24 protein-coding genes are annotated in these 26,323 nt (G+C 54.5%); 18 read left to right on the forward strand and 6 right to left on the reverse strand.

Annotated elements, in window-relative coordinates:
- The first annotated feature begins 1 nt into the window (after window position 1).
- Window positions 2-1,027: a nucleoid-associated protein gene (locus C1714_RS05035; RefSeq protein WP_102342164.1), complete on the forward strand. Its 1,026-nt coding sequence runs from the start codon at window positions 2-4 to the stop codon at window positions 1,025-1,027.
- Window positions 1,028-1,167: 140 nt separating this feature from the next.
- Window positions 1,168-2,013 (forward strand): SAM hydrolase/SAM-dependent halogenase family protein, encoded by an 846-nt coding sequence (locus C1714_RS05040; RefSeq protein ID WP_102342165.1) that lies wholly within the window; start codon window positions 1,168-1,170, stop codon window positions 2,011-2,013.
- Between the two features lie 54 nt (window positions 2,014-2,067).
- Here C1714_RS05040 and C1714_RS05045 read toward each other — a convergent pair whose 3' ends face one another.
- Complete coding sequence (locus C1714_RS05045) at window positions 2,068-3,459, reverse strand: citrate synthase (protein WP_102342166.1); 1,392 nt, start codon at window positions 3,457-3,459, stop codon at window positions 2,068-2,070.
- Window positions 3,460-3,549: 90 nt separating this feature from the next.
- Here C1714_RS05045 and C1714_RS05050 point away from each other — a divergent pair, with 90 nt between their 5' ends.
- Together C1714_RS05050 and C1714_RS05055 are read left to right on the forward strand one after the other, a co-directional pair.
- Window positions 3,550-4,557 (forward strand): isocitrate/isopropylmalate dehydrogenase family protein, encoded by a 1,008-nt coding sequence (locus C1714_RS05050; RefSeq protein ID WP_102342167.1) that lies wholly within the window; start codon window positions 3,550-3,552, stop codon window positions 4,555-4,557.
- Window positions 4,554-6,794: a hydratase gene (locus C1714_RS05055; RefSeq protein WP_102342168.1), complete on the forward strand. Its 2,241-nt coding sequence runs from the start codon at window positions 4,554-4,556 to the stop codon at window positions 6,792-6,794. The genes C1714_RS05050 and C1714_RS05055 overlap by 4 nt, the downstream gene beginning before the upstream one ends.
- Here the strand turns inward: C1714_RS05055 and C1714_RS05060 are convergent.
- The gene (locus C1714_RS05060; protein WP_102342169.1) at window positions 6,791-7,888 is read right to left on the reverse strand and encodes a hypothetical protein; all 1,098 of its coding nucleotides are present in this window, start codon (window positions 7,886-7,888) and stop codon (window positions 6,791-6,793) included. The two genes, C1714_RS05055 and C1714_RS05060, sit on opposite strands and share 4 nt — an antisense overlap.
- A gap of 121 nt (window positions 7,889-8,009) precedes the next feature.
- Between C1714_RS05060 and upp the strand changes: the two genes are divergently transcribed.
- The 7 genes from upp to C1714_RS05090 all read left to right on the forward strand — a co-directional run bounded on the left by upp (window position 8,010) and on the right by C1714_RS05090 (window position 12,028).
- On the forward strand, window positions 8,010-8,630 hold the full coding sequence (gene upp / locus C1714_RS05065) for a uracil phosphoribosyltransferase (RefSeq protein WP_102342170.1): 621 nt from the start codon (window positions 8,010-8,012) through the stop codon (window positions 8,628-8,630).
- A gap of 3 nt (window positions 8,631-8,633) precedes the next feature.
- Window positions 8,634-8,834 (forward strand): DUF1146 family protein, encoded by a 201-nt coding sequence (locus C1714_RS05070; protein ID WP_102342171.1) that lies wholly within the window; start codon window positions 8,634-8,636, stop codon window positions 8,832-8,834.
- 77 nt (window positions 8,835-8,911) lie between these two features.
- Window positions 8,912-10,054 (forward strand): MraY family glycosyltransferase, encoded by a 1,143-nt coding sequence (locus C1714_RS05075; protein WP_167849937.1) that lies wholly within the window; start codon window positions 8,912-8,914, stop codon window positions 10,052-10,054.
- Window positions 10,055-10,146: 92 nt separating this feature from the next.
- Window positions 10,147-10,395, forward strand: coding sequence for a hypothetical protein (locus C1714_RS05080; protein ID WP_102342173.1), 249 nt, complete (start codon window positions 10,147-10,149; stop codon window positions 10,393-10,395).
- 130 nt (window positions 10,396-10,525) lie between these two features.
- Complete coding sequence (locus C1714_RS13965; protein WP_167849938.1) at window positions 10,526-10,690, forward strand: hypothetical protein; 165 nt, start codon at window positions 10,526-10,528, stop codon at window positions 10,688-10,690.
- Entirely contained in the window at window positions 10,674-11,030 is a 357-nt protein-coding gene (locus C1714_RS05085; protein ID WP_102342174.1) for a PadR family transcriptional regulator, read from the forward strand. Before C1714_RS13965 ends, C1714_RS05085 begins: the two co-directional genes overlap by 17 nt.
- A gap of 5 nt (window positions 11,031-11,035) precedes the next feature.
- Window positions 11,036-12,028, forward strand: coding sequence for a DUF4097 family beta strand repeat-containing protein (locus tag C1714_RS05090; protein ID WP_102342175.1), 993 nt, complete (start codon window positions 11,036-11,038; stop codon window positions 12,026-12,028).
- On the opposite strand, the gene C1714_RS05095 is transcribed toward C1714_RS05090, so the two are convergent.
- From C1714_RS05095 to C1714_RS05110, 4 genes are all read right to left on the reverse strand, one after another.
- Window positions 12,025-13,380, reverse strand: coding sequence for an MATE family efflux transporter (locus C1714_RS05095; protein WP_102343149.1), 1,356 nt, complete (start codon window positions 13,378-13,380; stop codon window positions 12,025-12,027). The two genes, C1714_RS05090 and C1714_RS05095, sit on opposite strands and share 4 nt — an antisense overlap.
- A gap of 220 nt (window positions 13,381-13,600) precedes the next feature.
- Window positions 13,601-14,920 carry a M15 family metallopeptidase gene (locus C1714_RS05100; RefSeq protein ID WP_102342176.1) on the reverse strand — a complete coding sequence of 440 codons (1,320 nt, stop codon included), beginning with the start codon at window positions 14,918-14,920 and terminating at the stop codon, window positions 13,601-13,603.
- A complete protein-coding gene (locus C1714_RS05105; protein WP_245305052.1) occupies window positions 14,856-15,602 on the reverse strand; it encodes an RluA family pseudouridine synthase in 747 nt (248 codons plus the stop codon). Before C1714_RS05105 ends, C1714_RS05100 begins: the two co-directional genes overlap by 65 nt.
- Window positions 15,577-16,461: a class I SAM-dependent methyltransferase gene (locus C1714_RS05110; RefSeq protein WP_102342177.1), complete on the reverse strand. Its 885-nt coding sequence runs from the start codon at window positions 16,459-16,461 to the stop codon at window positions 15,577-15,579. Before C1714_RS05110 ends, C1714_RS05105 begins: the two co-directional genes overlap by 26 nt.
- Window positions 16,462-16,546: 85 nt before the next feature.
- On the opposite strand from C1714_RS05110, the gene C1714_RS05115 reads away from it, so the two are divergent.
- From C1714_RS05115 to rlmD, 7 genes are all read left to right on the forward strand, one after another.
- Window positions 16,547-18,763 (forward strand): ATP-dependent helicase, encoded by a 2,217-nt coding sequence (locus C1714_RS05115; RefSeq protein WP_102342178.1) that lies wholly within the window; start codon window positions 16,547-16,549, stop codon window positions 18,761-18,763.
- Window positions 18,764-18,766: 3 nt separating this feature from the next.
- Window positions 18,767-20,737 carry an NAD-dependent DNA ligase LigA gene (ligA, locus tag C1714_RS05120; protein ID WP_102342179.1) on the forward strand — a complete coding sequence of 657 codons (1,971 nt, stop codon included), beginning with the start codon at window positions 18,767-18,769 and terminating at the stop codon, window positions 20,735-20,737.
- Window positions 20,738-20,811: 74 nt separating this feature from the next.
- On the forward strand, window positions 20,812-21,108 hold the full coding sequence (gatC, locus tag C1714_RS05125; protein ID WP_102342180.1) for an Asp-tRNA(Asn)/Glu-tRNA(Gln) amidotransferase subunit GatC: 297 nt from the start codon (window positions 20,812-20,814) through the stop codon (window positions 21,106-21,108).
- Entirely contained in the window at window positions 21,108-22,526 is a 1,419-nt protein-coding gene (locus C1714_RS05130) for an amidase family protein (RefSeq protein ID WP_245305057.1), read from the forward strand. Before gatC ends, C1714_RS05130 begins: the two co-directional genes overlap by 1 nt.
- Before the next feature lies 1 nt (window position 22,527).
- Entirely contained in the window at window positions 22,528-23,952 is a 1,425-nt protein-coding gene (gatB, locus tag C1714_RS05135) for an Asp-tRNA(Asn)/Glu-tRNA(Gln) amidotransferase subunit GatB (protein ID WP_102342181.1), read from the forward strand.
- Window positions 23,953-24,005: 53 nt separating this feature from the next.
- Entirely contained in the window at window positions 24,006-24,719 is a 714-nt protein-coding gene (locus tag C1714_RS05140; protein WP_102342182.1) for a heavy-metal-associated domain-containing protein, read from the forward strand.
- A complete protein-coding gene (gene rlmD, locus C1714_RS05145; protein ID WP_245305058.1) occupies window positions 24,679-26,112 on the forward strand; it encodes a 23S rRNA (uracil(1939)-C(5))-methyltransferase RlmD in 1,434 nt (477 codons plus the stop codon). Before C1714_RS05140 ends, rlmD begins: the two co-directional genes overlap by 41 nt.
- The last annotated feature ends 211 nt before the right edge of the window (window positions 26,113-26,323 follow it).

Below are 26,323 nucleotides of genomic sequence, written 5' to 3' on the forward strand. Positions count from 1 at the left end.
TATGGCGGATGAGGAACTGGTAGAAGAGGAAGCGGCGCCGGCGTTAATCGTTTCCAGGGCGGTGCTGCATGTGCTGGATGCGGCCGACAATCAGATTCTTTGCTCGGAGGATACGCTGAATCTGGAGGATCCGTTTCTTGAGGGCTATGTGATGCGTCAGGTGCGCCGGATTCATGGTGGCACCACAGCTTCGAAGGGATATTTTGAAGAAGACAGTCCGGCATTGAAACTGCTGAAGGACTACTTTGAGAAGAAGCGCAACTTTCTCGATGTTTCCTGGGAAATACTGGCACCGCTGAGGGAGTATGCCAGTGCGCATAGCCGCTGTATCGATGTGCTGGTGGCGGACTATCAGAAGGATGGTGTTCCTTACTTCAGCTTCGTTCTGCTGGAGGGTCAGGAAGCATTGATGCATACGGTGCAGGTGAATGAGGCGGGGAAGTCCGTCAATTCGCTGGCGGCGTGCCGTACGATGCCGGCGGTATCGAAGCGGCCGAAGAGTTTTGCGGCAGTCAACCTTCTGAACATGGAAATCCGCTTTGCGGATGAGGGTGACTGGGATGGAACTGCCATGCTCGCAGATAATATTCTTCACTGCACAAAGGAAAAGAGTACGAAGGAGATTCTGCAGAATGTGCAGGAGATTGCCAGTGAAGTTGCCCTGAGCCATGATGAGAATCCGAGCCTGTTACTGTCAAGGGTAAAGCAGGCGGTGAAGGACAACGTGGAAGAGGAAGGCAGCTTTTCTCTGGAGGATGTGGCGGAAGAAGTGTTCGAGAAGCCGGAGATGAAGCAGCAGTTTCTGAAGCGTACGGTCGAGGCCGAGCTGCCGAAGGAAACGCAGACGACAGCCGCTGCCGTCAATCGCTGGATCCGCAATCAGAAGCTGATGACGGATACGGGCATTGAGATCGTGTTTCCGACGGACTACTATCAGAAAACGGATCTGATCGAGTTCCGCAACAACGAGGATGGTACCATTTCGATCGTGATCAAGAATGTTGGTAAGATCACGAATCGTAAATAAGCGTTAAAGAAAACAGAAGGAGGCGCCGGGGCACAAAGCAGTGTCCCGGTTTTCTGTATATCATGCAGAGTATGATGCTTGGTATTTCCGGATGGAAAGGGTAAACTTCCTCTTGTGTTCTGGAAAGGCGGTGGGCTTTTATGAAAACAAATGGAATTCTGGTTCTGCAGAGTGATTTCGGTCTTGTGGATGGTGCGGTTGCGGCAATGACAGGTGTGGCGCTGTCGGTGGATCCTTCGCTGCGTGTGTACAATCTGACGCATGAGATTCCGCCCTATGATACGTTTGAAGCTTCCTATCGTCTGCTGCAGGCGGTGCCATACTGGCCAGAGGGTACGGTCTTTGTGTCGGTCGTTGATCCGGGTGTCGGCTCGAAGCGCAAGTCTGTTGTTGCCCGCACGGGCCGTGGTCAGCTGATCGTGAGCCCGGATAACGGTACCTTGACGCATATCGACCGCGTCATCGGCATTGAAGAGGTACGCGAGATTGAGGAGTCGGTCGGACGTCGGCGTGACAGTGAGCACAGCTGGACCTTCCATGGTCGTGATGTGTATGCCTATACGGGTGCGCTGCTGGCGTCGGGAAAACTTCAGTTGGAAAACATCGGTCCTTCGTTTGATCCGAAGGATATCATCCGTCTGGAAGGAAAGAAGGCTGTTCTTGAGGGCAATGCCATTACCGGTACGATCGAGACGCTGGATGTACGCTTCGGTTCGCTGTGGACGGATATCAGCCGCAAGCTGTTTGAAAAGCTGAATGTGAAGGTTCATGAGCAGGTGGATGTCAGTATCTACCGCGGAAAGACGCGGGTCTATCATTCGTTTGTGACATATGGTCATACGTTTGCGGAGGTTGAGATCGGTGAGCCGCTGCTGTATGTGAACTCGATGGATCATATTGGTCTGGCGATCAATCAGGGAAACTTTGCGAAGGCCTACAACATCGGTACACGGGATCCGTGGGTCATTCGCCTTGAAAAGCGTTGAATAATGAAATACGCCCGGCAGAGAATCAGTCTGCCGGGCATCGTTGTATCTAAATTAAGAGTTGTCGGTACGATCTTCCAGTGGAATGTAGGGGCGTTTACTGTCTCCGACGTATTTATAGGCGGGACGAATGAGGCGGTCGGCGAAGGCGACTTCCTCCATGCGGTGTGCACACCAGCCGCCGCAGCGGGCAATGGCAAAAAGAGGGGTATAGAGATCCTCCGCGATGCCGAGCATCCGGTAAATGAGGCCGGAGAAGAGGTCGACATTGGCACAGATGGGCTTGGAACTGTGCTTTTCAAGATAGAAAGCTTCGGGGGCGAGGCGCTCGATGGCCGTGAGCATGTTCCATTCCTTTTCGAAGCCCTTCTGGCAGGCCAGCTGGCGGGAGCTGTTTTTTAAGATCTGGGCACGTGGATCGGAAAGGGTATAGACGGCGTGGCCGACGCCATAGATGAGACCGGATCCGTCACTTCCCTCTTTGCGCAGAATGGCGCGCAGAGCGTCCAGTACCTGCTGATCGTTGGTGGGGTCGCTGACGTTATTCATGAGCCAGTCCAGCTGGTGCATGCACTTGTGGTTGGCGCCGCCGTGCTTGGGACCTTTCAGGGAACAGATGGCAGAAGCGATGGCGGAGTAGGTATCGGTGCCGGTTGAGGAGACGACGCGGTCGGTGAAGGTTGAATTGTTTCCGCCGCCGTGATCGGCATGCACAACCATGCACAGGTCCAGAAGTTTCGCCTCGTCGTGCGTAAACTGCTGATCGGGACGGTAGATGGAAAGAATATGTTCCGCCGTCGAGAGGCCATGGCGCGGATAGTGGAAGTAGAGTGACTTGTGCTCATAGACGTGGAGCTTTGTCTCGTAGGCATAGATCATCATCGTAGGCAGACCGGCAATGAGATTGACCGACTGGCGGATGATATTTTCCAGCGACGTATCCTCCGCATGCTCGTCGTAGCTGTACATGGCCAGAACGGAGCGGGCCAGCTTGTTCATGATGTTGGGAGAGGGTGCGTTCATGATCATGGTTTCCGGGAAGCCGTTGGGCAGTTCACGGTGGCTTTCGAGGATTTCCGAGAAGCGCTTCAGATTCTTCTCGGTCGGCAGGGAACCAAACAGCAGCAGCCACTCCACTTCTTCAAAGAGGAAGCGGTCCTTTTTGATGCCTTCTTCAACAATCTCGTCGAGATCAATGCCGCGGTAAATGAGTTTTCCTTTGATCGGGGCCGGAGTGCCGTCCTTCTGCCGTTGGTAGCCGATGACGTCGCAGATGTTGGTGAGACCGGCCAGTACGCCGGTTCCATCGGCGTTGCGAAGGCCGCGCTTGACGCCGTATTTGTCGCTGATATCGGGGTTGATGTAGTTGTTGCGACGGAACTCTGTGCACAGCAGTTTGAGATCTTCCGGTGCCAGCTGGGCAACATCGGGATAGAAATCGGTCATACCTCTGCCTCCGTTCATTTTTTAATCTTGATTATATTCTAAGAAGGAACCAGAGGGTAAAATAGTGAAAATTGAACAGGAGGATGTGCCATGGACGCAGTATTGATTGCCGGCGACGGCATTGGACCTGAAATTGCAGAAAGTGTTGGAAAGGTATCGGAAGCCCTGAATACAGGAATTCACTGGCGGAAGTTCGCCGCCGGTGCCGGATATTATGAAAAGAGCGGAGCTCTGTTTGAAGAAGGAATGACGGATGCGATCAAGGAAACGGGAATCGCCCTCAAGGGACCGACCGCGACGCCGATCGGAACCGGTTTCCGTTCCATCAATGTGCAGCTGCGCCAGATGTTTCATACGTATGCCAATCTGCGGCCAGTGCATTCGATCCCCGGTGTCAAGAGCCGCTATGAAAATGTGGATCTTGTCATTGTCCGTGAAAATACGGAGGATCTGTACAAGGGTCTGGAATACAGGGTCGATGACAATACGGCCCATGGCATCAAGCTGATTACGCGGCCGGCCAGCGAGCGCATTGTCCGCTTCGCCTTTGACTACGCAAGCAGGAATGGTCGTCATAAGGTGACAGCGGTACATAAGGCAAACATCATGAAGGAAACGGACGGCCTGTTTCTTGAGGCAGCCAGAAACGTCGCGAAAGAGTATCCGGACATTGCCTTTGACAGCGTCATCATTGATGCCCTGTGCATGAAGCTGGTCACGGATCCGACACAGTTTGATGTGCTGGTGGCGCCGAATCTGTATGGCGATATTATCAGTGATCTGTGTGCGGGACTTGTCGGGGGCCTTGGCTTTGCGCCGAGTGCCAACATCGGCGACGCGACCGTTATCTATGAAGCTGTGCATGGATCGGCACCGGATATTGCCGGCAAGGGCATCGCAAATCCAACAGCGCTGTTAATGGCATTTGAGATGCTGCTGAGAGATCACGGCATGGAAGATAAGGCAGACTGCCTCAAAGCAGCACTGGAAAAAGCACTCGCCGATCCTCAGGCGGCGACGCCTGATATCGGCGGCACGGGCACGACATCCGTGTTTACGGATGCCGTGATTGCCGGGATTTTGGAGAATAAGAGATGAAGCTGATTGATCAGAAGGTGAAATATGCGGGCGGAAAGCTAGTTCCGCTGGCGGAAGGTGAGGCGTTTGATCGCTCAAAGACGCTGAGCAGCCGTATTCTTTCGGCGCACAGCACGGGCAGTGACGGAATGTACCACATCCGCTTTGATTCCTTGACGTCGCATGACATTACGTATGTGAACATCATTCAGACGGCGCGTGCTTCGGGTCTGACGAAGTTTCCGGTGCCGTATGTTCTGACCAACTGCCACAATACGCTGTGTGCGGTCGGTGGGACGATCAATGAGGATGATCATCGCTTTGCGCTGAGTGCGGCGCATAAGTACGGCGGCATCTATGTTCCGCCATGCCTGGCCGTCATTCACAGCTACAACCGTGAGATGATGACGGGCTGCGGGAAGATGATCCTGGGCTCGGATTCGCATACGCGCTATGGTGCCCTTGGAACGATGGGCATCGGCGAAGGCGGCGGCGAGCTGGTGAAGCAGCTGATCAATCAGACCTATGACCTGGCTGAGCCGAAGGCGATTCTCATTCATGTGACGGGAAAGGTGAAGCCCGGCGTCGGTCCCCATGATGTGGCGCTTGCCCTGGTCGGTGCGGTATATCACAGCGGCTTTGTCCGCAACAAGGTTCTTGAGTTTGCGGGGGAGGGCATCCATGGCCTTTCGCAGGATTTCCGCAACGGCATCGATGTGATGACGACGGAGACGGCATGCCTTTCTTCGATCTGGGAGACGGATGCGGTGACGGAAGAATACTACCGGATCCATGGCCGCCCGGGGGACTATCGGCAGCTGAGCGTCAGTGACGGTGCCTGCTACGATGGTGCGATTGAGCTGGATCTTTCCGAGATCTCCAGCATGATTGCGCTGCCGATGCATCCGAGCTATGCGGTGAGAATCAGTGATCTCAAGGAACATCCCTATGAGCTTCTGAAAGAGGCGCAGGATCGTTCGAACAGGCAGCTGAACGGTGTGACGATGGATCTGGTGTCGAAGATCGATGACCGCGGCCGGATCCATGTGGATCAGGGCATCATTGCCGGCTGCAGCGGCGGCATCTATGAAAACATTTGTGCGGCGTCGCACATTTTGAAAAACGGTGACTGCGGCAATGGCGAGTTCCGTCTCAGTGTCTATCCGGATTCGCTGCCGGTATATTTTGCGCTGGCGCGCAACGGGGTGCTGGCCGATGTGACGGCGAGCGGTGCGATTGTGCGGGAAGCCTTCTGCGGCCCGTGCTTCGGTGCCGGAGAGACGCCGGCCAATGGTGAATTCTCGATTCGTCATACGACGCGCAACTTCCCGAACCGTGAAGGTTCGAAGCCTGCGGAGGGACAGATTGCGGCGGTCGGTCTGATGGATGCCCGCTCGATTGCGGCCACGGCCCGTAACCAGGGCATTCTGACGGGGGCGGACGAGCTTGGCGAAGAAGCGGTATATGAGGTTCCTTCCTTTACCTTTGATCAGGGGATTTATGAGAAGCGTGTGTACAACGGCTGGGGTAAGGCAGAGCCGGAAACGGAGCTTGTCTTTGGGCCGAACATCAAGGACTGGCCTGAGATTCCTGCGCTGAGTGATGATCTTCTTCTGAAGGTTGTGACCTATATTGATGATCCGGTGACGACGACCGATGAGCTGATCCCTTCGGGTGAGACATCAAGCTTCCGCTCCAATCCGCTGCGTCTGGCGCAGTTTGCGCTGGGCCGCAGGGATCCACAGTATGTGTCCAAGGCGGAAGCCGTTGCGAAGCTGGATGCGATGCGCAGAGCTTCAGAGACTGAGGCGGAATCTTTGAAGGTGTATGCGGCACTGAACAGCAGCGGCGTAACGACATCGGCCGCAGATACGCTGATTGAATCCTGCATCTATGCCAATAAGCCGGGCGATGGCAGTGCCCGTGAACAGGCCGCATCGTGCCAGCGTGTGCTTGGCGGCGGTGCCAACATTGCGCAGGAATATGCGACAAAGCGCTACCGCACCAACTGCATTAACTGGGGCATCGTGCCCTTTGAGACAAAGACGCCGGATGCCTTCAAGGAAGGCGACTGGATCTTTGTGAAGGACATCCGTGAAAGCCTTGAAAAAAATACGCCTGTAAAGGCGTATGTGGTAGGAAGCGATGGCAGTGTATCGCCGCTCGCATTAACCTATGGGACTCTTGACGAGCAGGAGAAGGAAACGCTGCTCGCCGGCTGCCTCATCAATTACAACCGGGACCGGATTAAGCATTAGCGGTGAAGTGACGCTTCAATGTCTATTGCCATCTGCGTAATGTCAGGCATTTTCAGTAAGGAGACTTCCTGCAGCAGGGCATTGTCACGGAAGCGGTCATGGCTCAGAATGACCCGGTACGACTCGTACAGCAGCTCCATGGATAGATCCAGATCGAGCCGTGCCGTTCCGATGCCCATGCGCTGAACGGCGGTGGCGGTGCGGCTGCGCTGCCAGCCGTTGTTGGCAATGATGCACTGGGGAATGGCCAGGGTACTTGCCAGATTGTAGATCCATAAATTTCCATCACTGACACAGGCGCGCGCGCCGTCCATGAAATGTTCATCTACGTGGTCCACGAAGATGAGATTTCCCTCGGTGTGCGTTTTTATGTTGGGCAGATAGATCTTTACGTTATAGCCGGCGCCCGCGAAGGCTTTTCGTGTCATGGTGAGAAGGCGGTGAGGGTGGATCGATGTTTCGGCCAGGAAGATGCAGAGATCCTTGCCGGCGGTCGGTGTGAGTTCATGGAACATGGAGCCGTAGCGGCGCAGGCCGGGATGGTCCGTGAAGGGCTGGGAGGCCGCGGTTCCAAAGGTGAACAGTGTGCTGCAGTGATGATAGAGATCGGTGAGCCGCAGGATCTGTTCCACCTTGACTTCGGTCAACAGGCGGTTGACGCCGGAAAGACATTTGGCATCGAAGCGGCGGTTTTTGAAGCTGGCGGCGGTGATGAAGCTCCAGCAGGGGACATTCGTCAATGCGGCAGCGATTGGAGCTGCGATCCGGCCGCAGTCGATGATCAGATCCGGTTCAAAGCTGTGGACGGCATTGGCGATGGCGGTGAGATCTTCCTTGAGGAAGCGGTATTTCGTTGCGCCCAGGTTCCAGTAGTCTTCTTCGATGGTCGGCTTCTGTTCATAGGTTTTAGAAAAGAGGTGTACTGGCTGTGACGGGGAAGGGAAGCGGGTGCAGTCGGAAAAGGCCTGCTTTTGGGGAAGGCAGCAGGCAACGGTATGATGGCGGAGGGACAGCGTCTTTGCGATGGATTCGGCAAGCAGGAGGCAGCTGTCTTCCGCGGGATGTGAAGTGTCGGGAAGAATCAGGATTTTCATCGTGTTCAGTATAGCATCTGCGTTTGGGCGCTTCGGTGGTGGGTGAATCCAATATTTTTCGTTGCGTTTCCATTTTGAGCCTATTAAGATAAGGGACAGGAAAAAAGGAGGATTTCATTCCATGCTGGAAGTACTGAATCATCCGCTGATTACACACAAACTGACCCAGATGCGCCGCAAGGAGACGGGTACGAAGGATTTCCGTGAGAATCTCGATGAGATTGCGGAGCTGATGGCGTATGAGGTATGCCGTGATCTTCCGGTGGAGCCGGTTGACATTGAGACGCCGGTTGCGCCGTGCACGGGCTATCAGCTGAGCAAGGAAGTTGTCATTGTTCCGATTCTGCGTGCTGGCATCGGTCTTTTGGATGGTATTCGCCGGCTGGTTCCGACGGCCAAGGTTGGCTTCATTGGTCTGTACCGTGATGAGAAGACGCTGCAGCCGCATGAGTATTTTGCCAAGTTCCCGAAGGATCTGGACAAGGCGGTTGTCATGATCGTTGATCCGATGCTGGCGACTGGCGGCAGTGCTCTGGCAGCGATTCATTCGGTCAAGGAGCGCGGGGCAAAGAATATCAAGCTGGTTTGCCTGGTCGGTGTTCCGGAAGGTGTGCGTGCGGTTCAGAAGGAATATCCGGATGTGGATATCTATCTGGCGGCGTTGGATGATCATCTGAATGAGAATGGTTACATTGTGCCGGGTCTTGGTGATGCGGGCGACCGTATCTTCGGGACGAAGTAATTGATGTCCTCTGACTATATCGTTTCGATAACGATTCGGATTGTGTGCTTCGCCATCAGTTTCTGGGCTCTGGATGCGCTGGACTTTCAGCGGTTTCTGAAGAAGGGCCGGGTGGCGAAGGCGCAGGTGCTGTACTGGATCCTGGCGGCTTCCCTGGGGTGGATGCTGGCAGAGTTCATTCTCGGCCTGATGTCAATCGCATGAGTAACACGGGGCAGCGTGGGATGCACGCTGCCCTTCATGGTATAATTGGAGAACTTGCAGAAAGAAGGGAAGAGCGGATGAATCTTGTGCTTGGTGCGTTGCCGTATTTCATTCTTCCTTTTGTCATTTCTGTGTGTCTGGTTCCGGTGTGCAAGCGGATTGGCTGGAAGCTCGGCATCTATGCTGAAGAAAATGCGCGGACCGTGCATCATGGCAAGATCGTGCGCATCGGCGGTACGGCGATTGTGTCGGCGTTCTATGTGTCGCTGGCGGTGCTGTGGCGGACGGATGCGAAGCTGAACGGTATCCTGATCGGTGCGGCAATTATCTTCTTCGGTGGCCTTCTGGATGATATCTATGATCTTCCTCCGAAGGTGAAGCTGCTGTTTCAGGTGGCCGGGGCTGCGGCGGCGCTGTCGATCGGTTCGCTGGCGCTGGATGAGATTCATATTCTGTCGCTGCATATTACCAACAGAGTCATTGTCTGGCTCTTCTCGTTTCTGTGGCTGATCGGCGTGACGAATGCGATCAATCTGATTGATGGTCTCGATGGCCTGTCGTCGGGCATCTGTACGATTGTGGCGGCATCCATCGGCCTGATCGGTTATTTCATGGGACGCCGTGACGTGTGCATCATTACGCTGACGCTGTGCGGCGCAATTCTGGGCTTTCTTCCGTATAACTTTCATCCGGCGTCGATCTTCGTGGGCGATTGCGGTGCGCAGTTCATGGGCTTTACGATTGCGGCGCTTTCGCTGCTTGGTTTCAAGACGACGGCGTTCATTTCGCTGGGTCTTCCGATTCTGACACTGTTCATTCCGATCTCGGATACGCTGGTTGCGATTCTTCGGCGCAAACTGCGTGGGCAGAAGATTATGGAGGCGGACCGTGGTCATCTGCATCATATTCTGATGTTCAAGCTGAAGCTTGGCCATAAGAAGACGGTGCTGATTCTGTACCTGGTGACGGCTCTGTTTGCGTCGGCTTCAATTCTGACGTACTTCAATCCGGGGGCGGGCATCATCGTGATTCTGATTCTTCTTCTGCTGTCGGATCTCTTCATTGAGTATACGGGCATGATCAATCCGCACTGGCATCCGATCCTGTCCTTGAGCAACCGCCTCTTCGGGGTGCCGAAGATGGAGAAGGGCGAGGATCCTGTCGATACGGAATACCTTGAAACCGAACATCGTGAATATAACGAAAAAACCGGTGACTGATCCGGTTTTTCTGTGCTCCGGAATGCGCGCTATGCGGAAAAAAGGTAAAATAATAGATAGATCTTTGAATGATCAATCCGCAGGAGGACACTATGGAAGAAGAACCCATCAACACTGTCATTGCGATGCTCAAGGATGCGAGGGAGGAGATCGGTGGACTGATTTCCGACTATGAGTCCGGCCGGATTCCGCCGCAGGAACTTGTGGCGGAGACCTTCGAAATCGGAAAAATGTTCATTGGCTGGTCGGATGAAATGAGCGATGAAGAGGCTCTGAAGCTGATCATGAATGAGAACAGGCAGATCCAGAAGTATCTGAAAAAGCGGAGGATGCAGTCATAATCTGAGAGAAACCGGTGATTGTGCCGGTTTTCTTTTTGCCTTCAGGGCGAAAATAAATTGACACGCAATATACCTTGACACATGAGGTATATCTGACTATATTGTCTCTGTAAGACAAGGAGGCAATCCTATGAAGCGGAACGTAATGACTGATCATCGCAACAGAAATCATAAGGATCTGCGTGAGGCGGTGCGCCGTCCGCACTACCCGGAGTGGAAGGCGGCGGAGTTTGAGATGCATGGTGTGAGCGATCCGTTCGCAAGAAGGAGTGATCTGAATGGCAATCGCGGCTGATCTTCTCAGGGGAAGTACGGATGCGATCATTCTGCGCTTTCTGATGGAACAGGATTCGTACGGCTACCAGATCAACAAGGATATTGAGCAGCTTTCCAGTGGGCAGTATCAGCTTTCGGAAGCGACGCTGTATACGGCATTTCGAAGGCTGGAGAAGGAGGGGCTGATCACCTCCTACTGGGGCAGTGAAAACAGCGGTGCGCGCCGCCGCTACTATAAAATCACCGATGAGGGAAGAACGGTGTATCTCTCGAGTGTCGCGGAGTGGGATGCGGCAATGGATCTGATCCGGAAGCTGATTCATCTTTCGGACGTGAATGAGAAAGGAAAAAGGGGCTGAACGGTATGGACCGCATTAAGAACTACATTGAAGAGGTTTTTTCCAAGTATGAAGAGACGGCTGAGAGCCGTGATCTGAAGGAAGAAATTCTGCAGAACTGCCAGGACCGCTATAACGAGTGCCTTGCCAAAGGCATGAGCGAAGAGAAGGCGGAGCAGAAGGTCATCGACAGTATCGGCAATCTGGACAGCCTCCTGGCTTCCATTGCGAAGGAAGAAGGCGGCAGTTCGCTGCGCAGCGTGCTGGCTCAGCGCGCGGTAAAGGCGGAACAGAGCAGCGGTGACAGCACGTCGTCCCCTTATTCTTCGGAAGTTCATCATCTTGAAATCAATGTCGGATCGCGGGATGTGTCACTGATCGGGACGGATGAGGATGAACTCGTGGTGGATTGCGACAATACGGTCCGTCAGCAGGTATTCGGTGACAAGCTCGTGATCGATGAAAATACGAAGCGTCACGGCGGCTTTGCGGGCTTCATGGGGATCCTTGAGGATCTGCAGGATCTGGTGGTCTATGTGCCGCGGGGCTTTTCGTCCATTGATGTGAAAACGATGTCAGGTGACGTGAGGCTGGAGAATCTGGATGCGGAAGCGTTGAAGTTCCACACCTTCTCGGGTGATGTCGATGGAGATTTGAAGTATTGCGGTACGCTGAACATCGACACGACTTCGGGAGATGCGGATTTGCAGGGTACGGTTGAAAATGTGTCGGCTTCGGCGGTATCAGGCGATTTTTCCCTGGACCTGAGCGGAATGAAGAAGGCTTCCTTTCATACGACATCGGGCAATCTGGACCTGACGCTGCATGATCCGTTTGATCGTCTTGATATTGCGACGGTCAGCGGTGATGCGGACCTCGATGTGGGTGATCTTGATGGCGTTGATCTTGTGTCGAGCGCTTCGGTATCCGGAGATATTGAAGTGAATGTGGATACGGTGCACGGGCGCAATCCGATCAGGATCAGCACGGTCAGCGGCGACGTAACAATTGATGGTTAGTGTTCTTCAAAGAGATTCTGTGTGCTGCGCATGAACCTGTGAACCCATGGAATCTCAACCACTAACATGGCGAGCCAGCCGATGGCATAGGCAATCGGAAGGGCGCCGAAATCCATGTGCATATATTCCAGCAGAACGGCGCAGGCAATGACGCGGGTAATGATGTTGATGAGGCTGCAGGCGAGCGTGATCTTCAGGTCGCCGATGCCGCGGAAGTAGCCCTGCAGACTGTTGGTCACGGCTGGAAGGGTATAGAACCAGGACATGGTACGTATGTAGGATACGCCGAGTTCAATGACCTCTGGGTCATTGGAGAACAGGCGTACAAAGGGCCGGGCCGTAAACCAGGTCAGTACACCGATCGCGATTCCGTAGATGATCTGAATCAGAAGCGAGAGGCGGAACGTCTTTACGACCCGGTCGTTTTTCTTTGCGCCGACGTTCTGGGCGAGGATGCTTGTGGTGCCGTGGGCCATGTTCTGTTCCGGGACGATGGCATAGTCATCGAGGCGGTTGGTCGCATTGAAGGAGGCGGTGGCAGCGATGCCGAGGCGGTTGACCATGGCCTGGGTCGCAATTTTTCCGATCTGAACCGCGGACTGCTGGAGGGCGGAAACGATGCCGAAGGAGAGGATGCGCTTGAGCTGCTTGGTGTCGACGATGAGCCATTGTCTGCCAAGTCGCAGGATCGGTATCTTCTTCTGGGTATAGATCCAGCAGAGAAGGGCACTGATTCCTTCGCAGAGAATGGTGCTCAGGGCGGCTCCGAAAATGCCCATATCAAGAACTGCGACAAAGAAGAGGTCGCCGACGATGTTGAGGCTTGCGCTGATCGCCAGAAAATAGAGCGGGGAGCGGCTGTCACCCATCGCCCTTAGCAGCGAGGCGAGATAGTTGTAGATATAGCTGAAGACCATGCCGATCATAACCATGCGCAGATAGAGGACGGAGTCACTTAGAATTTCGTCATCCACCTGCAGAAGACGCAGGATCGGGGCGGCAAGCACAATGAAGACAAGGGCGCACAGAATCGAAAAGACGGCGCCGGCGACGAAGCCGGAAGAAGCCTGGCGTTTCAGGGTGTCGAGATGTTTGGCTCCGTATTCGTAGCTGATCAGGATGCCTGCTCCAAGGCAGATCCCGTTGTTGAAAAGAAGGATCAGCGTCATCAGCGGGTTGCTTGTACCGACGGCGGCGAGCGCATTGGTGCCGACAAAGCGGCCGATGATCATACTGTCAACAGCGTTGTAGGTCAGCTCCAACAGATTGCCCAGCACCAGCGGGATCGTAAACCTGATCAGCAGCGGAAGGATCGGGCCGGTGGTAAGATCCTGTGTCCTTGTATTTGTCATACGGGTGATATTGTATTCTTCCTCAGCAGAGGGTGTTATGTTTTTACCCGGAACATGTTCCATTTTCGGCCCAGCCTGCCCACAATCAGAATTCAAAAAACGTAGAATTCTACGTTTTTTGGGATTACTGATTTATGGACGCAACCCAGCCTGGATGATTTATGGACAGAAAAACGGGCAGAGACCGGTTCAGTCTTTGCCCGCTGTTTATAGGTGAAGGTTACTGGGCTGCGGCAGTGGAAGCTGCGGCGGATGCGTCTGCCGAAGCCTCTGCGCTGCTGGATGAAGAGGTGGAGTCAAGGGCATTCAGGATGGCGTCACTCGGCTTGTTGGCCTCATTGTCCCATGGCTTGAGATAGAGGCACCAGTATTCGTCATACGTCATGCCGGAGGCGGCAACCTTGGTGGCGAGGTCGACACCGAGATAGCGATAGTGCCACGGCTCATATTCGTAGCCGGTGATGGTTTCCTTTCCTTCGGGGAAGCGCAGGATCCAGCCGTAGGTGTAGCAGTTGCTCGAGACCCAGATGAAGGCGTTGGTGTCCTTGAATTCGGCGTGATCGTCTTCGTTCGATGCGGCAAGGTCAACGGCCAGGCCCGTCTGATGTTCCGAATAGCCGGGCCGGGCGCTTGCGGCATCGGCCGCCTCCTGTCCCATGCTGGAAATGTAGCTGTTATAGATCGTGGACTGGGACTGGTAGTCGCGGTAGGCGCTTGCGGCATAGAAGGTGACACCGACCGCACGGCCCGCGTCACATAAAGCTGCCAGCGCATCCGCCGCTTCCTGCTGCAGCTGGCGGCCGGTGGCGGCGTACCAGGTGCTCAGATCCACCAGAGGATCCGGCGTATAGGTGTCGGAGAGGTAGTAGGTCTTGTTTACGAGCATCGTCGCATCCGTGACCGGTACCGGGATCGGATCCTGGTACGGCGTATAGTAGGAGTTGCTCAGCTCGAAGTGACTCTGGCTGTTGACATCTTCATGGGCCAGACAGTCATCAATATAATTCTGCTCGATCGGCTGATAGTCGAAGACAAGCAGCGGCGTAATCTCCCAGTAGTGAAGACTCGAGAGAAGATTCTGGATCTGATCCTGCTCGTAGCCCTTATCCAATAGACGTCCGATCAGCAGGAAGTCGGCATTGGAGAGGCCGCGGTCCGTACTGACCGAGGTGTAGTAGGGAAGGTAATCCAGATTCAGTGTCCCGTCGTTGATACTCTGGGCAAGGTAGGCGGAATAGTACTGATTATCCAGCAGCGTATCGGTCAGCTTCTGGGCGCGGATATTCTTGATGGTGGCATTGTCGTAGCCAAGATCGCGCAGCGCCTTGTTGGTGCGATAGCGCGGAATCGTGATGACAAGGATCAGGGCGACGATTGCCGCCATGACATAGATCAGTTCCTTGCGCAGATGACGCTTGACCTTTTTCTTACGCCTGACAGGCTGTGAGGAGGTGTTTCCGTTGTCCTTTGTGCTCTTATTCTGAAGCTGCGGAAGACGGATCCGAAAACGAAGTCTCCTCTTTTTCTTCTTCTTCGTCATAGAGTTCCTCCTTGAACAGATCCCATGGCACCGTGCATGGCGGCAGCGATTCGACGGCTACCGTCTCTTTGCGTACGGGATGCGGAAATTCCAGATGCCACGCCCAAAGGGCGATCTGCCCTTTTTCAGCGTGCGGGTTGTAGCGCTGATCATTGACGAGCGGCCAGCCGCGGCTGGAAAACTGGACCCGGATCTGATGGGGACGACCGGTGCCGAGTTCGATCATGACCAGCGACTTTCCGTTTCGTGTGCCCAGGACGCGGTAGGAAAGAAACGACTTCTTTCCGTGTTTGGCATCGGTGACGGATACGCGGTTGGTGCGGGGATCCTTCACCAGATAGTCAATCAGCGTGTCTTCTTCTTTGTCAGGTACGCCTTCGATGACGGCCATGTAGGCTTTGATCATCTTGTGGGTACGGATTGTTTCGGACAGGCGGGAAGCGGCCTTGGATGTTTTGGCAAAGACCATCGCTCCCCCGACCGGACGGTCCAGACGGTGCACGAGGCCGCAGAACACGTTGCCCGGCTTGTTGTAGGCGGTTTTCAGATAGTCTTTGCAAAGATCAAGCATACTGACATCGCCGCTGCCGTCCGGCTGCACCGGCACATTGACCGGCTTCTCGACGCACAGCAGATGATTGTCTTCGTACAGTACCTTAATCATGGCGCTGCCATCTTCCATAGACGCCGCATGGCAGGATCATGTCACGATCCTGCATGCGGATGCCGATCTCGCCTGAAGTCAGAATACCTTCCGGATGGCTCACACCGATCGTCGTTGCGAGCATATTATGAACCGTCGTCTGCGATACGCCGGCGGAGTAGCTGTTCAGAAGAAAGAACAGCGGATGATCCGGATCCAAAAGTTCAAGAGCAGCCTCCAGCAGCGGCTGTATGTCCTTTTCAAACTTCCACATTTCGCCGTTGGGCCCGCGGCCATAGCTTGGCGGATCCATCAGGATGCCCTGGTACACATGCCCGCGGCGCTTTTCCCGTTCCACAAATTTAAGGCAGTCGTCCACGATGAAGCGGATCGTATGATCCTCGAGATGACTCAGATGCATATTGTCCTTCGCCCACTGCACCATTCCTTTGGCCGCATCGACGTGGACGACTTCACAGGCACCCGCTGCGGCACACGCCATCGTGGCCGCGCCGGTGTAGGCGAATAGATTGAGAATGTGGAGGTTTTCGCTGCTGTGGCTGGCGATGAGCTCACTCATCCAGTCCCAGTTGACGGCCTGTTCGGGGAAAATGCCGGTGTGCTTGAAGCCGGTCGGTGAGACGCGGAACGTCAGGTTTTTGTAGCTGATGTTCCAGGACTCGGGAAGCTTTGTTCTGTATTCCCAGCTGCCTCCGCCCTTGTCCGAACGATGATAGACGGCATCACAGGTATTCCAGCGCTTCTCCTTCGTATCTTTCGGCCAGATGGCGGTCGGGTCGGGGCGGCGCAGGACAATCCTGTCCCACTGCTCCAGTTTCTCTCCGTCTCCGGCATCGAGGAGGCGGTAATTCTTCCATTGATCGGCAACTAATACCATTGTTCAGCCTCCTTTTCTCATGGCCCTCATTATAGCATGCGGCCTAGGTGCCGATGGTATAATGGGCGGGTTACAGGAGTACGCCATGATTGATGTCAGCAGCCTTAACGGGGACCAGAAAAAAGCGGTTCTCGATGACCATAAATATATCCGTGTCGTTGCCGGCGCCGGCTCGGGAAAGACCCGGGTTCTGACAATGCGGATTGCGCATCTGATCGAAGATGAGCACGTGCCGGGAAGAAAGATTCTTGCGATCACCTTTACCAACAAGGCGGCCAACGAAATGAAGGAACGTGTCCGCAAGCTCGTTCCGGAAGATACCAGTGCACCGTGGATCAGCACGATCCACAGCTTCTGCGTCCGTGTGCTGCGTGAAGATATCGCCGCCATGGGCTGGCCGCGCAACTTTACGGTGCTCGATGCGGAAGACCAGAAGGCGATTCTCAAGGAAGCCTACAAGGCACTGGAAACGTCCGCGCAGGACATCTCGTATGCTTCGGCGCTCGACTACATTTCCAACTGCAAATACGGTGACATTACGCCTGAAAGGGCAGCGGATCTTGCCAACGGGTACAACGGCGATGAAAAGAAGGCGAAGATCTATGCCTTCTACGTCCACCGGCAGGAAGAGCTGTATGGCCTTGACTTTGATGACCTCATTCTCTGGGTGGTGCGGATGTTCAAGCAGTTCTCCGATATCGCTGCCAAGTGGCAGCGCCGTTTTTCGTATGTTCTCGTTGATGAGTTTCAGGACATCGACGCCAAACAGTATGAGCTGATCCGTCAGCTGACGGGACCGGACAACAGCCTGTACGTTGTCGGTGATCCGGACCAGACGATCTATACGTGGCGCGGAGCGGATGTGAACATCATTCTGAACTTTGCGAAGGATTTTCCCAATGCCGTTACGATCATGCTCAATCAGAACTACCGCTCGACCTCCTGCATTCTGAATGGTGCCAACTCCGTGATCCGCAACAACCGCAACCGTCTCAAGAAGGAGCTGTTTACCGAGCGGCAGTCGGATCAGAAGATTATTCACCATGCCAGCACAGACGATGAGATGGAGGCGGCCTACGTCGCTTCCGAGATCGTACGTCTCCATGATGCGGGCAAGGCCTACAAGGACATTGCGATTCTGTATCGTTCCAATTATCTGTCCCGTTCGCTTGAAAAGGGACTGCTCGATGCACGGATTCCGTACATCATCTACGGCGGCATCCGCTTCTATGAGCGTCAGGAAGTAAAAGACGCCCTCTGCTATATGCGCATGGTAACCCGGGGCGATGATCTTGCCTTCCGGCGGATCATCAACGTGCCACGCCGCGGCATCGGTGCCAAGACAATTGACCGCATTGAAGAGGAGGCCCGCCGCAGCGGCATGACCATGTATGAGGTTGCTGCTTCTCAGCAGCTGTTTTCGGGGCGTACGCAGAAGACGCTGAACGAGTTTACGGCGATGGTCGAAAAGTGGCGCAAGCAGGAGACGGAAAACAGTCTGGAGCCGGCGAAGCTGTTTCAGATGATCATGGAAGATACGGGCTATCAGAAGATGCTCGAAGAAGATCATGAAACGGACAGGATCGAGAACCTGAAGGAACTCATTGACGATATCCAGGAGTATACGGACAACAATCCGGACAGCAGCCTCGACGAATATCTGCAGGTTGTTTCGCTGTACGGAGACAGGGATGAGACGCTGGCCAGCGACTATGTACAGATGATGACGGTCCATGCGGCAAAGGGACTGGAGTTTGATACGGTATTCGTGACGGATATGAACGAGGGCATCTTCCCCAATGAACGCGCCCTTTCCGATTCCAGCAAGGGCATCGAGGAGGAGCGGCGGCTTGCCTATGTCGCCTTTACGCGGGCAAGAAACCGTCTCTATATCTGCGAGGCCGGTGGCTTCAGCTTCATTCTGCAGCGGGTCCGTACGCCTTCGCGCTTCATTAAGGAAATCGATGATGACTATATCATCCATGAAGGTGCGGTGGATGCGCGGCTGAAATCGCCATGGGGAAACGATGACGATGACGAAGACCGTCAGCCCCAGAGCTTTGCAGGGCGGCATGTGGATACTGTTCATGCCCGTCCTGTATACAAGGTCGATCATTTTACGGCATCGGGCAGGAATGCGAATCTTGCCAAGGGAGATGTCGTAGTGCATGTGAAGTTCGGTGAAGGTGTTGTCATCAAGGTGCAGGGCGGCATTGCGACGATTGCGTTCCCGATGCCATGGGGCGTGAAGCAGATTGCCTGCGCCTTCCCGGGTCTCAAGCGCAAGGAAGAGGTGAACTGAGCCATGGACGTTAAACAGCAGATGCAGGATTTGATTGATCGTCTGAATGCGGCTTCCGATGCCTACTACAATGGGCGCGAAGAGATTCTGACGGACTTTGAGTGGGATGCGCTCTTCGATCAGCTCAAGAAGCTTGAAAGTGACAGCGGCATCGTTCTTCCCGGATCGCCAACCGCCAAAGTCAGTGCTGATACGACGCCGGGCGAGAAGGAGGCGCATGAGTTTGCGACCCTTTCCCTTGCCAAGACAAAGAAGCCGGAAGAACTGGTCCACTGGGCTGATGGACGTCCCATCTGGATGAGCTGGAAGCTCGATGGGCTGACGCTGGTCGTGACCTATGACAACGGAAAGCTGACGAAGGTTGTGACGCGCGGCGATGGTCATATCGGGACGAACATTACGCATCTGGCGCCGGCGATTCACGGCATCCTGCCGGAGGTTTCCTATACGGGCCATATGGTGATCCGCGGGGAGGCGGTGATCTCCTATGCGGACTTTGAACGCTTCCGTATCGAGAGCGGAGAAGATTACGCCAATCCGCGCAACCTGGCCAGTGGTTCTTTGACGCTGAAGGATGTTAATGAAGTTGCGGGCCGCAACATTCACTGGATTCCCTTTACGCTGGTCTATACGGAAGAAAACATCGTGTCCTGGGGAGCGAGGATGGACTGGCTGCAGAACCTTGGCTTCAAGGTTGTGGATCATGTGCTGATCTCTGAGCCGACTCTGGAACATGTGCAGGCGGACATCGATGCCTTCAGTGAGAAGGTCACCTCCGGTACCAATCCGTATCCGGTGGACGGCCTTGTGATTGTGTACGATGATACACAATACGCTTCAACCGGATCGGTGACGGGTCATCATGCGACGCGGGCGGGCTTTGCCTTCAAGTGGCAGGATGAATCGGTAGAGACGCAGCTGGACCATGTGGAGTGGTCCTGTGCGGCGGGGGCGATTACGCCGGTGGCGGTGTTTGATCCGGTGCAGCTGGAAGGTACGACGGTGAAGCGGGCGTCGCTGTGCAACATTTCGGAGTGTGAGCGGCTCGGGATCGGTGGCAAGGGTACGATTCTTTCGGTGATCAAGGCAAACAAGATCATTCCGAAGGTCATTCATGTGCGCAAAACCGAGGGGAGTCTTGAAATTCCTGCCGAATGTCCGGTATGTCATCAGCCGACGGAGGTTGAAGTTTCTCCGTTATCCGGTACCAAAACGCTGCACTGCACGAATCCGGACTGTACGGCGAAGCAGCTGAAGAAGTTTGCGCGCTTTGTGTCGAAGGCGGGCATGGACATTGACGGTATTTCGGAGGCGACGATTGCGCGCTTCATCAATGCGGGCTGGATCCGCAGCTGCGGCGACTTCTACCGTCTGAATGAACATCAGGACGGGATTGCGCAGCTCGACGGCTTTGGCGAAAAGAGTGCGCAGAACATTGTGGACGCCGTGGAAAAGGCGCGCCGGGTGACGGATCGTCGTTTCATCTATGCGCTTTCGATTCCGCTGGTGGGACCGGATGTGGCGAAGAAGCTGCTGTCTGTCTATTCGCTGTCCGATCTGATTGCGATGGCTGAAAATGCCCCGCAGGACGATGTGTTTGCGTCGATCGACGGCATCGGTCCGGAAAAGAGCGGTGCCTTCGTGCGCTGGTTCAGGGATGAAAAGAATCAGGCGATGGTGCGCGATGTGCTTGATCAGGTCACCATCGAGGAAAGTGAGAAGGCGGCCGCCGGAAACAGGTGTGCCGGTTTGACGTTTGTGATTACGGGTGATGTGCATCACTACCACAACCGCAACGAGCTGAAGGCATACATTGAGTCGCAGGGCGGCAAGGTGACGGGTTCGGTATCAAAGAATACGTCGTTTCTCATCAATAATGATGTGAATTCGACGTCGTCGAAGAACCAGAAGGCGCATCAGCTGAATGTGCCGATCCTTTCGGAAGATGATTTCGTGGAACGCTATGGGCAGTGAGGAGCCGTGCGGTTGAAGAAACAGGGTGTCGCGGGTAGAATTGTACGGTACATACGGGGAAATAGAGGCATTTTATGGAAGAAAAAATCGATGCGGAATATTTGAAGAAGCTGGCGCATCAGCTGATGTTTGATCTTTCCGACGATGAGGCGACGGCGCTGGAGCAGGAGTTTCATACGCTGCTCAAGCAGATGTCGTTTCTGGACAAAGTGAATACGGACGGCGTCGAGGAGATGGTCTATCCCTTCGAGGAGCCGACCGCGTTTCTGCGTGACGACGTTGTGACAAACGTGATTTCGCAGGACGATGCGCTTGCCAATGTGGACAAGAAGATTGAGGGACATTTTGTTCTTCCGAAGGTGGTGAAGTAATGTCGATTGCAGAGATGGTAAGGGACCGGGAAGGCGCTGAGGCCCGGGTCAATGAGGCTTATGCGAAGGCGCAGCAGCTGCAGGAGAAGTTGAACGATGTCATTACGTTCGTTGATCCAAAGCAGCAGCTGGAACATCTGCCTCAAGAGGGCCTGATGCGCGGGGTTCCGATTGCGCTCAAGGATAATGTGAATACGAAAGGGATCCGTACGACGGCGGGATCCCGTATTTTGAGCAATTATGTTCCGATCTATGATGCGGAAGTATGGACGAAGCTGAAGAAGGCCGGTGCCGTGTGCATTGCCAAGAGTTCGATGGATGAGCTGGCGATGGGCGGTACCAATAAGACGTGCTTTACGGGCTATGCCTATAATCCATGGGATCGTAGACGTATGACCGGCGGTTCTTCGGGCGGTTCGGCGGCGATGGTCGCTTCGGGTGTTGTTCCCTTTGCGATCGGCTCCGATACCGGTGACTCGGTGCGCAAGCCGGCGAGCCATTGCGGCGTGGTCGGTGTGAAGCCGACGTACGGCCGCATCAGCCGGTATGGAATTATTCCGTATTCTTCTTCGATGGATCATGTCGGCTACTTTACGGGCAACGTTGAAGATGCGTGCCTGGCATTAAAAGTTCTGGCGGGTCGTGATGAGCGTGATATGACGAGTTCGCTGCGCCCGGTGGAGGACTACAGTGCGCTTTTGAACAGCGATATGCACGGGAAGAAGATTGCGGTGTTCAAGAATGTTCTGGACGGCATTGAGAACAAGGAGACGCTGAGGATCTTCAATGATCTGTGCGAGAAGCTGCGGGCGCGCGGGGCGGTTGTTGAGGAGTATACGTTTGATCAGGATCTGATGAATGCGATTCTGCCGACGTACTTCATTATTGCCAATTGTGAGGCGGCGTCGAATCATTCGAATCTGGACGGGATCCGCTTCGGTGTGCGTGAGGACGGTGCAGACATGGCGGAAATCATGACGAATTCGCGGACGAAGGGCTTTGGGCCTTTGATCCGTCGGCGGTTTGTCATTGGTTCGTACGGTCTGTTTGAGGAGAATCAGGAGCGTCTGTTCCGCAAGGCACAGAAGGTGCGCCGGAAGATCGTTGAGGCGATGAACGAGTGCTACAAGGAGTACGATGCGATCATGGCGCCGGCGTCCGGAAACATTGCGCCTTTGCTGGATGATTCGCAGGATCAGGATCAGCTGGGTGATGCGCAGGTCATTGCGGAGAATTATATGGCGATTGGCAACTTCTCCGGGGATCCGTCGATGACGGTTCCGATGGGCTTTGAAGAAGGCTGCCCGATCGGTGTGAACATTACATGCCGGCCATGGGAAGAAGTGACGATGTTCGACATTGCCAAGGCGATCGAGGAAGTGACGGGTCTCAAGGATCTTAGAGCGGAGGTGAAGTGAGATGGAATACGATGTGACCATTGGTATTGAAATTCACGTTCAGCTCAAGACGGTGACCAAGATGTTTTCGGGGGCGCCGACTTCGTTCGGCCGTCAGGCAAATACCTGTGTGAACGAGATCGATCTAGGTATGCCGGGGGCGATGCCGGAAGTGAACCGTGAGGCGGTTGCCAAGGCGATTCAGGCGTGCACGGCGCTGCATCTGACGATTGATCCGCTGGTGAAGTTTGATCGTAAGAACTACTATTATTCGGATCTGCCGAAGGGGTTCCAGATTACGCAGCAGTTTCATCCGATTGGCCGGGATGGCTATGTGGAGATTGATACGCCCAATGGTAAGCGGAAGATTCGGATTGAGCGGATCCATATGGAAGAGGATACGGCGAAGCAGTTTCATTTGACGAAGGTTTCGCTGCTGGATTTCAACCGGGCGGGGACGCCGCTCATTGAGATCGTTTCGAAGCCGGATATGCATAATGGTCAGGAAGCAGAAGCCTATGTAGAGGCTCTGCGTCAGACGCTGTACTATATCGGTGTCTCCGACTGCAAGATGGAAGAAGGCTCGATGCGCTGCGATGTCAACGTGTCCATTGCGCCCAAGGGTGCCAGCCACCTCGGTACGAAGAACGAGATCAAGAACCTGAACTCGATTTCGCATATCGGCAAGGCCGTGGACTATGAAGTGGAGCGGCAGAAGAAGGTGCTGGAAAGCGGCGGTACCGTGTTCCAGGAGACGCGCCGTTTCGATGAGAAGACCGGTACGACGGTCATGATGCGGCGCAAGGAAGGCAACGTGGATTACAAGTTCTTCCCGGAGCCGAACATTTTCCCGATTCTGCTGGATCCGGAATGGATCAAATCGATTCAGGCGGCGATGCCTGAGCTGCCCCAGGCGCGCCGTGAGCGCTATGAGAAGAGCTATGGCCTTTCACAGCGGGATATTGACATCCTGATTGCGAACAAGGAGATGGCTGAGTTCTTCGAGTCGTGCATGAAGTATTCGAAGAATGCGAAGAGTGTGTGCAACTGGCTGCTGGCGGATGTAAGTGCGTGGCTGAATGCGCATGAGACGACGATCTCGGCGTCGACGCTGAAGCCGGAGCATCTTGCGAAGCTGGTGGCGATGATCGATGAGGGCCGTATTTCGAGCAAGCAGGCGAAGGAGCTTGTGGATGATCTGATGGCCGGCAGGGATCCGGAAGTGTCCGCAAAGGAAAAAGGTCTGGAACAGATGTCGGATACCGGAGCTCTGGAGGCGATGGTCAAGGAGGTTCTTGACGCGAATCCGCAGGCGATCGTTGACTTCAAGAACGGCAAGGACCGTGCGGTCGGCTTCCTGGTCGGCCAGGTGATGAAGAAGTCGCGTGGCAAGGCAAATCCGGGCATGGCTTCGAAGCTTGTGCAGCAGGAGCTTTCGAAACGTTGAGCTGCAGTAGTATTTTGGCGCAGTTTCGGATAGAATCGTGTAACGGGTAGGATATGGCAGAAACAGAAAAAAGTGTAAAGAAAAACAGGAAAAAGAAGAATAGTGTGAAGGGCTGGGGGCCGTTTATTCTGGCTCTGGTGCTGTTCATTCTTCCGTTTGCGGTGCTTGGCTGGATTCTGCTGGGGGCTGCGATGGATACGGGTTCGCCGATTCTCGGTGATCGCTATGCGAACGATCTGGATCCGGCGATTACGAAGGCGCAGCTGGATACGATCAAGGATGCGGTGAAGCAGATGTCGGGCGTTGAAAGCGCAGACGTGGAACTGGCAACCGGTACGCTGCGTGTGTATGCGGATATCAGTGACGATGCGACGGTGGATACGGCCAACAGTGTGGCGGATCAGATCTACAGTTCGGTGACTTCGACGCTGGATCCGGCGGTCTATTTTTCGCAGCATGACAATGAGAAGATGTACGATCTTGAGATTCATGTGTATAACTACGCTGATTCGAAGGATCGTGACAGTGATTCCTTCGTCTATGTGATTGATACGAAGACGAGTTCGATGGATGCGCCTGCGAAGCAGACGATGTCCGAGCCGCTGAACGCGGAACTGGCGCAGCAGCTGCGGCAGGCGGTTGAGGACCGGAATAATCCGCAACCGAGTGCTTCGGCGAATGCGGCGGACCTGAGCGGCGGCAGTTCGGATCTTGACGGTGCCGCGGATGAAGGAACAACCAACAGTAACGAAGGCAATCAGGGATAACCGTGATGTGATCAGAGACCGTGCGATGCGGTCTCTTTCTGTAAGAAGGCAGTGGGGAAACGGAATGAAGAAGAATGAGCAGTGGACAGGAACCTGTACGGGTTATACCTACGATGGGCTGGGCGTGGTGCGTTTTGATGATCTGGTGTTCTTTGTGCCGGGGTTACTCGAAGGGGAAGAGGCTGAGCTGGCCATTACGGCGATGAAGAAGAACTACGGCTATGCGCGGATCGTGAAGCTGCTCAAAAAGAGTCCGCACCGTCGTGAGCCGGTGTGCGGTGTTTACCGGCTCTGCGGCGGCTGTCAGCTGATGCACATGGACGATGAGACACAGCAGAGCTTCAAGGAAGACAAGGTAAGAAACCTCTTCCTTCAGAATGCCGGCATGGAAGTGGATGTGCCGCAGATTCTTGAAGGTGAGATGCGTCTCAACTACCGGAACAAGGTCCAGGTGCCGGTGCAGGTGAATCAGGGAAAGGTGGAGATGGGCTTCTATCAGAACCACTCGAACCGGATCATTCCCTTTGAGACATGCTATGTGCAGACCGAGGAGTCAAACCGGATCGTTCAGAAGATCAGGGAACTGCTGGAGCAGTATCGCTGCGGCAGTGTGTTCCGCCATGTCCTCATCAAGCATGCCCATGTGCGGGATGAGGTGATGGTGTGTCTGATTGTGCGGGAGTATCCGTTCAGTCACAGTGAGCAGTTCATTCAGGAACTGACGCGGCAGTTTCCCAACATCCGCTCCATGAGTGCGATCATCAATCGCCGTGAGGACAATGTGATCCTCGACGGGAAGGAAGTGCTGCTGTATGGGAATCCGTACATTGAGGAGGATCTTCTGGGCTGCAGGTTCCGGATCAGTGCGCGTTCGTTTTTCCAGATCAATCCCTATGCGACAAAGCTTCTCTACAGTAAGGCGCTGGAATTTGCCGGGCTGAGCGGCAATGAGACGGTGATCGATCTTTACTGCGGTACCGGAACCATTGGCATCCTTGCCTCAAAGCATGCGAAGCAGGTGTACGGCATCGAGGTCGTTGTGGATGCGATCAGAGACGCCAAAGTGAATGCAGAAATCAATAACGTTAACAATATTCAGTTCTTCTGTGCCGATGCAAAGGACGGTGCGAAGAAGCTGATCGCGGCAAAGATTCGTCCGGATGTTGTGATCGTTGATCCTCCGCGCAAGGGCTGCTCGATTGAGACGCTCAACGCCATCGAGACCATGTCGCCCAGGCGGCTGGTCTATGTGAGCTGTGATCCGGCAACACTCACAAGAGACTGTGCGATCATGAAGGAGAAGGGATACGAGACGGTAAAGGTGCAGCCCGTGGACATGTTCCCGCAGACAGTGGCGGTCGAGACAGTCGCTCTGCTAATTCGGAAGAACTAAAAAGGGACCGGAAAAGCCCGTGTTCAAGCCATTTCTGCGGCACCCGTCTTTCTGAAAAGAGAGGCCGGTGCCGCTTTTTCTGTCTGGAAAAAGGAGAAAGTCTATCTGGCGCGACTGTGGGAAGGCTATTTAAGGTTTTGGTAAGATCATCATCACGAAGACATAAAAAGAGGGCGGTACGGCAGTGATACTGTATCGTCCTCGAAGACAT

It is taken from the genome of Galactobacillus timonensis (assembly GCF_900240265.1).
GTDB lineage: Bacteria > Bacillota_I > Bacilli_A > Erysipelotrichales > Erysipelotrichaceae > Bulleidia > Bulleidia timonensis.

Excerpts from the sequence above, each read along its gene's own strand:
- C1714_RS05035 (WP_102342164.1), top strand. The coding sequence starts at position 2 with ATGGCGGATGAGGAACTGGTAGAAGAGGAAGCGGCGCCGGCGTTAATC.
- C1714_RS05040 (WP_102342165.1), top strand. The coding sequence starts at position 1,168 with ATGAAAACAAATGGAATTCTGGTTCTGCAGAGTGATTTCGGTCTTGTG.
- C1714_RS05045 (WP_102342166.1), bottom strand. The coding sequence starts at position 3,459 with ATGACCGATTTCTATCCCGATGTTGCCCAGCTGGCACCGGAAGATCTC.
- C1714_RS05050 (WP_102342167.1), top strand. The coding sequence starts at position 3,550 with ATGGACGCAGTATTGATTGCCGGCGACGGCATTGGACCTGAAATTGCA.
- C1714_RS05055 (WP_102342168.1), top strand. The coding sequence starts at position 4,554 with ATGAAGCTGATTGATCAGAAGGTGAAATATGCGGGCGGAAAGCTAGTT.
- C1714_RS05060 (WP_102342169.1), bottom strand. The coding sequence starts at position 7,888 with ATGAAAATCCTGATTCTTCCCGACACTTCACATCCCGCGGAAGACAGC.
- upp (WP_102342170.1), top strand. The coding sequence starts at position 8,010 with ATGCTGGAAGTACTGAATCATCCGCTGATTACACACAAACTGACCCAG.
- C1714_RS05070 (WP_102342171.1), top strand. The coding sequence starts at position 8,634 with ATGTCCTCTGACTATATCGTTTCGATAACGATTCGGATTGTGTGCTTC.
- C1714_RS05075 (WP_167849937.1), top strand. The coding sequence starts at position 8,912 with ATGAATCTTGTGCTTGGTGCGTTGCCGTATTTCATTCTTCCTTTTGTC.
- C1714_RS05080 (WP_102342173.1), top strand. The coding sequence starts at position 10,147 with ATGGAAGAAGAACCCATCAACACTGTCATTGCGATGCTCAAGGATGCG.
- C1714_RS13965 (WP_167849938.1), top strand. The coding sequence starts at position 10,526 with ATGAAGCGGAACGTAATGACTGATCATCGCAACAGAAATCATAAGGAT.
- C1714_RS05085 (WP_102342174.1), top strand. The coding sequence starts at position 10,674 with ATGGCAATCGCGGCTGATCTTCTCAGGGGAAGTACGGATGCGATCATT.
- C1714_RS05090 (WP_102342175.1), top strand. The coding sequence starts at position 11,036 with ATGGACCGCATTAAGAACTACATTGAAGAGGTTTTTTCCAAGTATGAA.
- C1714_RS05095 (WP_102343149.1), bottom strand. The coding sequence starts at position 13,380 with ATGACAAATACAAGGACACAGGATCTTACCACCGGCCCGATCCTTCCG.
- C1714_RS05100 (WP_102342176.1), bottom strand. The coding sequence starts at position 14,920 with ATGACGAAGAAGAAGAAAAAGAGGAGACTTCGTTTTCGGATCCGTCTT.
- C1714_RS05105 (WP_245305052.1), bottom strand. The coding sequence starts at position 15,602 with ATGGAAGATGGCAGCGCCATGATTAAGGTACTGTACGAAGACAATCAT.
- C1714_RS05110 (WP_102342177.1), bottom strand. The coding sequence starts at position 16,461 with ATGGTATTAGTTGCCGATCAATGGAAGAATTACCGCCTCCTCGATGCC.
- C1714_RS05115 (WP_102342178.1), top strand. The coding sequence starts at position 16,547 with ATGATTGATGTCAGCAGCCTTAACGGGGACCAGAAAAAAGCGGTTCTC.
- ligA (WP_102342179.1), top strand. The coding sequence starts at position 18,767 with ATGGACGTTAAACAGCAGATGCAGGATTTGATTGATCGTCTGAATGCG.
- gatC (WP_102342180.1), top strand. The coding sequence starts at position 20,812 with ATGGAAGAAAAAATCGATGCGGAATATTTGAAGAAGCTGGCGCATCAG.
- C1714_RS05130 (WP_245305057.1), top strand. The coding sequence starts at position 21,108 with ATGTCGATTGCAGAGATGGTAAGGGACCGGGAAGGCGCTGAGGCCCGG.
- gatB (WP_102342181.1), top strand. The coding sequence starts at position 22,528 with ATGGAATACGATGTGACCATTGGTATTGAAATTCACGTTCAGCTCAAG.
- C1714_RS05140 (WP_102342182.1), top strand. The coding sequence starts at position 24,006 with ATGGCAGAAACAGAAAAAAGTGTAAAGAAAAACAGGAAAAAGAAGAAT.
- rlmD (WP_245305058.1), top strand. The coding sequence starts at position 24,679 with ATGAAGGAACAACCAACAGTAACGAAGGCAATCAGGGATAACCGTGAT.